The organism is Hyphomonas sp. BRH_c22 (assembly GCF_000961795.1).
Taxonomy (GTDB): domain Bacteria; phylum Pseudomonadota; class Alphaproteobacteria; order Caulobacterales; family Hyphomonadaceae; genus Hyphomonas.
This window is the reverse complement of record NZ_LADU01000119.1, coordinates 1-6,344: the sequence shown is the minus strand read 5'-3', so window position 1 is coordinate 6,344 and position 6,344 is coordinate 1. Positions and strand designations below refer to the sequence as shown.

General features: G+C 61.5%; 8 protein-coding genes, 1 tRNA gene and 1 pseudogene. 9 read left to right on the top strand and 1 reads right to left on the bottom strand.

Annotated elements, in window-relative coordinates; translation table 11 throughout:
* The 9 genes and pseudogenes from VR74_RS16860 to VR74_RS16825 form a co-directional block, all read left to right on the top strand.
* Window positions 1-446: pseudogene (locus tag VR74_RS16860) on the top strand (P-type conjugative transfer protein TrbL); the annotation flags it as partial.
* 1 nt (window position 447) lies between these two features.
* The gene (gene trbF, locus VR74_RS16855; RefSeq protein ID WP_045698735.1) at window positions 448-1,134 is read left to right on the top strand and encodes a conjugal transfer protein TrbF; all 687 of its coding nucleotides are present in this window, start codon (window positions 448-450) and stop codon (window positions 1,132-1,134) included.
* Between the two features lie 12 nt (window positions 1,135-1,146).
* Complete coding sequence (gene trbG / locus VR74_RS16850; protein ID WP_045698734.1) at window positions 1,147-2,175, top strand: P-type conjugative transfer protein TrbG; 1,029 nt, start codon at window positions 1,147-1,149, stop codon at window positions 2,173-2,175.
* Window positions 2,172-3,425 (top strand): TrbI/VirB10 family protein, encoded by a 1,254-nt coding sequence (locus VR74_RS16845; RefSeq protein ID WP_045698732.1) that lies wholly within the window; start codon window positions 2,172-2,174, stop codon window positions 3,423-3,425. Before trbG ends, VR74_RS16845 begins: the two co-directional genes overlap by 4 nt.
* 2 nt (window positions 3,426-3,427) lie before the next feature.
* Entirely contained in the window at window positions 3,428-3,646 is a 219-nt protein-coding gene (locus VR74_RS16840; protein ID WP_045698730.1) for a DUF2274 domain-containing protein, read from the top strand.
* Between the two features lie 43 nt (window positions 3,647-3,689).
* Entirely contained in the window at window positions 3,690-3,938 is a 249-nt protein-coding gene (locus VR74_RS21255) for a hypothetical protein (protein ID WP_299950977.1), read from the top strand.
* Between the two features lie 113 nt (window positions 3,939-4,051).
* On the top strand, window positions 4,052-5,098 hold the full coding sequence (locus VR74_RS16835) for a GSU2403 family nucleotidyltransferase fold protein (RefSeq protein ID WP_045698728.1): 1,047 nt from the start codon (window positions 4,052-4,054) through the stop codon (window positions 5,096-5,098).
* Between the two features lie 320 nt (window positions 5,099-5,418).
* On the top strand, window positions 5,419-5,727 hold the full coding sequence (locus VR74_RS16830; RefSeq protein WP_045698726.1) for an ETC complex I subunit: 309 nt from the start codon (window positions 5,419-5,421) through the stop codon (window positions 5,725-5,727).
* 17 nt (window positions 5,728-5,744) lie between these two features.
* Window positions 5,745-5,821: transfer RNA gene (locus VR74_RS16825), tRNA-Arg, on the top strand.
* A 55-nt stretch (window positions 5,822-5,876) separates the two neighbouring features.
* Here VR74_RS16825 and VR74_RS16820 read toward each other — a convergent pair.
* On the bottom strand, window positions 5,877-6,344 hold a 468-nt coding region (locus VR74_RS16820), incomplete at its 5' end, for an integrase core domain-containing protein (protein WP_045698725.1).

Here is a 6,344-nt window from a genome sequence, read left to right as displayed (position 1 = left end):
CGGGGATTGGAGCGGCTGCGGGTGGCACGCGCAGCGCGGTCGGCGCGGCAGCGTCCATGGCAGGCGGCGCCCGTACGGCTTACCAGATGAATTCTGCCGCTTCCGGCAAGACCGGTGCCGCCGCCAAGATGGCGGGCATGAGCGGTGTCGCAGGCGCAGGCGTTCGCGCCGCCGCCTCGGGTGCCAAGGGCTTTGCACGGCGGGCCTTTGGAACTCCAAGTGAGCGTCATCAGGCCGGAGCACGCGCTGCCTTTGCGGCGACGGGCGGTACGGGCGCGCCAAATGCAGGTCCTGCCAATGGGCAGAACTCATCCCCGGACTGGGCCCGGCGTATCCGCCGCGACCAGTCAACCCGTGATGCCGGGATGATGGCGGCCTCTGCCGTGCGCGACGGCGACCGGCCCGGCGGCGGGACTTCGATACAACTCAGGAATGACGAGGACTGACATGAAGCTCTGGAGGCGAACTTCCACCCGCTATGGCGAGACACCGGAACCGGTCACCCCCTACCAGCGCGCCGCGCAGGCCTGGGACGACCGGATCGGGTCGGCGCGCGTGCAGGCGGCAAACTGGCGGCTGACCGCACTGGGCAGCCTTGCCCTATCGTTCCTGCTCGCAGGCGGCCTTGTCTGGCGCTCCACCCAGTCCTTCGTCACGCCCTATGTGGTCGAGCTGACCGGCGAAGGCGCCGTGCGCGCCGTCGGCCCGGCCGACGGACGCTATGAACCGACCGATGCGCAGATCGCGTTCCACCTCGCAGAATTTGTGAAGAATACGCGGTCCATCTCCATCGATCCGGTGGTCGTCCGGCAGAACTGGCTGAAGGCCTATGCCTATGCGACCGACCGGGCCGCTGCGACGCTGAACGACTATGCCCGTGAGAATGATCCATTTGCGGATCTCGGACGGCGCTCTGTGTCTGTCGACGTGGCGAGCGTCGTGCGGGCGTCGGACGACAGTTTCACCGTCCGCTGGCGCGAGACCGCCTACCGGAACGGCACCGAGACCGGCCAGTCGAACCATACCGGCGTGTTCTCGATCATCATCGACCCGCCGCGCACCGAAGAAGCCCTCCGGGCCAATCCCCTCGGCCTCTACGTCCACGGCCTCAACTGGTCGAAAGACCATCAATAGGAGCACTCCCCCATGAAACGCCTTGCCCTGATCCTCCTCGCCTCGACGGTCCTTGCGGCCTGCGAGACGTTCCCTGCCGCCGTCGGTCCCGACATCACACTTGATGAGCCGGATTATGTCGAAGACCGCTATCTCGCTCCTGACGCGGAAGAGATCGATATCGCCGGCGCGGACGTTTCCCCGACCCCGGTCGTCTACCGGACCTATACGCCGACGACCGTTACTGGCGCGATGCCCGGACAGCTGAAGCCCATGCCAACGGAGGCAGAGGCGCCATCCCTCAAGCCCTACCAGGCCATTGAGACCGCAAACGGCAAGGCGGCGATCGAGCCTTCGCTCGACAATTACATGAACGCAATCCAGGTCTATCCCTATACGGTCGGTGTGCTCTACCAGGTCTATTGCGCGCCGGAGCAGGTCACCGACATTGTCCTGCAGCCCGGCGAGGAACTCGTGTCCGTCTCAGCCGGTGACACAGTTCGCTGGGTACTCGGGGATACGGTCTCAGGGACCGGAACGGACGCCCAGGCGCACATCCTGATCAAGCCGACGCAGGCGGGCCTGAAGACCAACCTCATCATCACGACGAGCCTTCGCGCCTACCATCTTGAACTGCGCGCGTTCGAAGAAACCTATATGGCGGCTGTCTCCTGGCGCTATGCCGACCAGCAATTGGTAACGCGGGTGGCGCGGTCTGGGCCGGCAGGTGCGTCGGAATCGCCGTCGTCTGCGGGGTTGCAGCTCGACCGGCTGAAGTTCCGCTACGACCTTGATGGCGATTTTCCTCACTGGCGACCGGACCGCGTGTTCGATGATGGTCGCAAGGTCTATATCCAGTTCCCGGCTCGGCTCGACCAGGGTGAGGCCCCGGCTCTCTTCGTCATCGGCCGGGACGGCAAGTCCCAGCTCGTGAATTATCGCATGTCCGGCGACTATTATGTCGTTGACCGCCTGTTCGCCCGCGCCGAACTGCGTCTCGGCGAAAAACGCCAGGATGTCGTGAAGATCGCACGCAATGACATTGGCAGCGCGAAGCCATGACAGAGGCCGTTTCTCCTCCAGCCCAACCGCTCGAAATCCGCGGTGCGCCGAGGCCTGTAAAGCGGTTTTCCAAGCGGGCGCTGATGATCCTGCTCGGGACCGGCAGCGCGATCGTGCTCGGCTCGCTCGCCTTTGCGCTGCAAGGACCGAAGGGCGGCGCTGACGGTCCGGCACGGGAGCTTTACAATACAGGGCATAATCCGACTGCAGATGGCCTTGCCGCGCTGCCGGCATCCTACGGCGAGATCGCGCCGAAAGAGGACATTCTCGGGCCACCGCTGCCGGGAGACCTCGGCACGCCGATCCTGAAGGCGCAGCGTGAAGGGCGGATGGGTCTGCCGGCGGCAGATGCGTCCGAGGTGGATCCAATGCGTGAGCAGCTGGCGGCGGTCGAGGCAGAGCTGCGAGCACGTGAAGCCGCGCTTTCCGATGCGGCGCGCGGGAGTGGGGTGTTTTTCCAGGTTGGATCGAGTTCCGGGTCGCAAAGCGTGGGAGGAAGCGTTGCGAGTCCAGTAGCGGCTTCGATCAGTTTTCCGGACCTCTCGGCGTTTGCACCATCTGATGGCAGCGCTTTTGGATCACCTCTCAGTGAGGATCCGAACCGGCAAGTCCGCAAGCTGGATTTTCTGGGCACCGAGACGGATCCGTCGATCTACAATCCGCATCGGCTGGAGACACCGGTTTCTCCCTACCAGCTGATGGCGGGAACGATCATTCCAGCAACCCTGCTGACGGGGGTGAACTCCGACCTTCCGGGTCAGGTCATCGCGCAGGTGACGAGCCCGGTCTATGACACGGTCACTGGAGAGAGCGTTCTCGTGCCTCAGGGCGCGAGGCTGATCGGGCGCTATGACAGCGTCATCGCGTTCGGCCAATCGCGGGCGCTGCTTGTGTGGAGCCGGATCGTGATGCCGGACGGGTCATCCATCCGCATCGACAATCTCGCGGGCGTCGATGCCCGCGGATATGCAGGCCTCGAAGACAAAGTCGACTATCATTCCTGGAAGCTGTTGCAGGGCGTCGCGCTCTCGACCCTGCTCGGCGTCGGCTCAGAACTTGCCAGCGACGATGAGGGTGACATCGCCCGGGCGCTCCGCCGTTCAGCCCAGACCGGCGCCAATGAGGCGGGACAAGAAATCGTGCGACGTAACCTCGACGTCCAGCCCTCGATCACGATCCGGCCCGGCTGGCGGCTCGGCGTGCTCGTCAACAAGGATATTGTTTTGAAACCCTATGAAGGAGGAGACTGACCATGAGTGAAGTCAATTTGAAGATCGGGCCGCTACCGGATCGGACACCGCAGAAACTCGCCATCCTGGTCGATCCGGCTTTGGCGACGGAGCTTGATGACTATGCGCGTATCCATTCGGAGATCCACGGAGTGGAGGTTCCGGCATCGGCGCTGGTTCCACTGATGCTGGAAACCTTTCTGGCGAGTGACACCGGATTCCGAAAGGCAAAGAAATCTTGATTGCGGCGCTGCCGGATCAACATCAGATTGTGGAGTATGACCAATGGCAAAGGATAAGATTAGAGAAGCCGATTTCACCAGCGAAACCAGCTGGCTGACACCGAAACAATGTGCCGACCTTACCGGGTGGACCGTGTCCGGTCTGGAAAAGCGCCGGGTACGCGGACAATGGCCGCCCTTCTCCATTCGTGCCGGTCGCCCAAGATACCCCGGAGATTACATTCGACAGCAATTCGCCGAGGCTGTGGTGACCAATACAGTTCAGGCGTCGACGACCAGCGACACGTTTTAGCAGGGGTGCGGTCACAATCTCGACCCAGTATTCTGGCCGTGTTTGAAGGTCTTCTAGTTGCCATAAAGTGGCAAGTATTGACTTTTACCGGCATTTTTGTATTTTGCCGGTAAATGGCTATCCAGGAACTTCCCCTCGTCATCCAGACCAGTTACGCCGAGCTGCTAGACCAGCTACGACTGGCCACAGCGTCCGACTTTCCGGAAGGCTCAACCTTCCGAAAGAGAACCATCTCTGGAAAGGACTACTGGTACGTTCAGGAGCCGACGACCCCACAGGGACGTCCACCGGAACGGTATCTGGGCGTTGACACACCAGAGCGCCGTACCGCCATCGACAGCGCGATGAGTGCGAAGGCCCATGCCGATACGCGCAAGGCGATCCGTCGCTCGCTTTCCGGCGCAGGCCTGCCCGAACCAGATGGGCTCACGGGAGCCGTGATCGAGGCCCTCGCGGATGCGGGCGTGTTCCGTTTGAGGGGCGTGATCGTCGGCACAATCGCGTTCCAGACCTATGCCGGCCTTCTCGGTGTGAAGCTGCCGAGCGTTGCCATACGAACGGGTGACCTGGACCTCGCGCAAGACTATGGCGTGTCGGTTGCGCTTAACGACACACTTGGCGTCTCACTCATCGACGTCCTGAAGTCGGTCGACCCGGGTTTCGCGCCGGTTCCCTCCCTTGCAAGCCCCAACATAGCAGCGACCTACGCTCGCCCTGGCGGATACCGGGTAGATGTCCTGACGACCAATCGCGGCGCCGACCGGGACGCGCCAGTGAACCTGCCCAGCCTCAGATCCGATGCGCTGCCCCTACGCTTTCTGGACTTCCTGCTAAGAGACACGGTCGAAGCCGCAATGCTCACGCGCTTCGGAGCGCTCGTAAATGTTCCATCTCCGGAGCGGTATGCTGTCCACAAGCTGATTGTTTCAACTATGCGGAAGGACACTGGCGAGAGTGCCGTGAAGTCCGACAAGGATATCATTCAGGCTGGCCTTCTCATCGAAGCGCTCGTTGCCAAACGCAGGCAGGACGATCTGGCGGCCGCCCTCCATGAGGCCGCCGCGCGAGGATCAGCCTGGCAGGAGCGGCTCCGCCAAGGCACCGTGCGACTTGGGGATGAACCACGGGAAATCGTTCAAGCACTCATGGGAACAGGCTAACTGACCTGCTCTGTCGAAAATTTCGCCTAATGCAGTGGAATTCTTGGAGGGGGCAATTCAATAGCCTAAAACACCATAATGGTTGCGCACGGGGCCAAGCCTCGCTATTCCGGCTGCATTGTAACTCAGACGGTGGCTTATTGGTGGCTTGGCGTTTGGAGGTATTGCGGCAGGCGGGGTCCAAACCCACTTAATGCATTGTTTTTATAGGGGTCTTGCGAAAGGCTCGTTCCACCAACTTTCTGGTTTGGGACCAGAGGGTCGGAGGTTCGAATCCTCTCGCTCCGACCAAAAACTTTCTCGAGACACGAGGCTGGCAGATGGAAGCGCGGATCTACAGACCCACCAAGAGCGCGATGACGTCTGGCCGTGGAAACACCCGGGCCTGGATTCTCGAGTTCGTCAAACCCGGTGCCCGCCGCAGCGCAGATCCGCTGATGGGATGGACCAGCATTGACGATACGTCGGGCCAGGTTCGCCTCGAGTTCGACACGCAGGAACAGGCTGTCGAATACGCTCAGCGCGAAGGCATGACGTTTCGCGTTGAAGAAGCCCGCGAGCGCAAGCGGCTGGTCAAATCATACAGCGAAAATTTCTCGTTTGACCGTAAGCAGCCCTGGACGCACTAAGGGCGCGTCACTGACCGGACCCCTTAGCTCAACTGGATAGAGCACCGGACTTCTAATCCGACGGTTGCAGGTTCGAGTCCTGCAGGGGTCGCCAGCAGGATTTTGTCCGGCCCGGACACATAGGTAACAGTATGTACCGGAGAGATGGGTTACACTTTTGCTCCGAACGGGTTGTCGATTGTCTGCAGGGTTCTCTGCTCGAGGTCAACGTATCCGAGGTCATAGTGCATGAAGGAGACGAGCCATATGCCGTCGTCGACCTCCTTTACGCCGACACGCTGACCCGCGAGCACGGTGGAGATGTTGATTTTTTTCCGATGCATGCAGATCCGGCCGCAGGCGGTTATCAGGACCTCGCGATCATGGAAGGGATAATCGATGTCTGGCAGGCCGTCATAGATGCGCGATGACGGCGTGTAGATCTCTGCAGGGGTCGCCATGGCGAGGCCTTCATGCGGACGTTCTGTGTTATATTCCCTGACGAAGTCATCGAACCGCACCTGCTGTTGCAGGTGATTTTCGCAGGCCGGCCGGGTGGTTTCCTGCTTCAGGGTCAGGTGCATGCGCTCATGCCGGCCATTCTGCTGCGGATGGCCTGGCTTGATGCGTTCGATGGC

What these genes read in the sequence shown, in the direction of transcription:
- trbF (WP_045698735.1), top strand. Translation starts at nt 448, where the DNA reads ATGAAGCTCTGGAGGCGAACTTCCACCCGCTATGGCGAGACACCGGAA.
- trbG (WP_045698734.1), top strand. Translation starts at nt 1,147, where the DNA reads ATGAAACGCCTTGCCCTGATCCTCCTCGCCTCGACGGTCCTTGCGGCC.
- VR74_RS16845 (WP_045698732.1), top strand. Translation starts at nt 2,172, where the DNA reads ATGACAGAGGCCGTTTCTCCTCCAGCCCAACCGCTCGAAATCCGCGGT.
- VR74_RS16840 (WP_045698730.1), top strand. Translation starts at nt 3,428, where the DNA reads ATGAGTGAAGTCAATTTGAAGATCGGGCCGCTACCGGATCGGACACCG.
- VR74_RS21255 (WP_299950977.1), top strand. Translation starts at nt 3,690, where the DNA reads ATGGCAAAGGATAAGATTAGAGAAGCCGATTTCACCAGCGAAACCAGC.
- VR74_RS16835 (WP_045698728.1), top strand. Translation starts at nt 4,052, where the DNA reads ATGGCTATCCAGGAACTTCCCCTCGTCATCCAGACCAGTTACGCCGAG.
- VR74_RS16830 (WP_045698726.1), top strand. Translation starts at nt 5,419, where the DNA reads ATGGAAGCGCGGATCTACAGACCCACCAAGAGCGCGATGACGTCTGGC.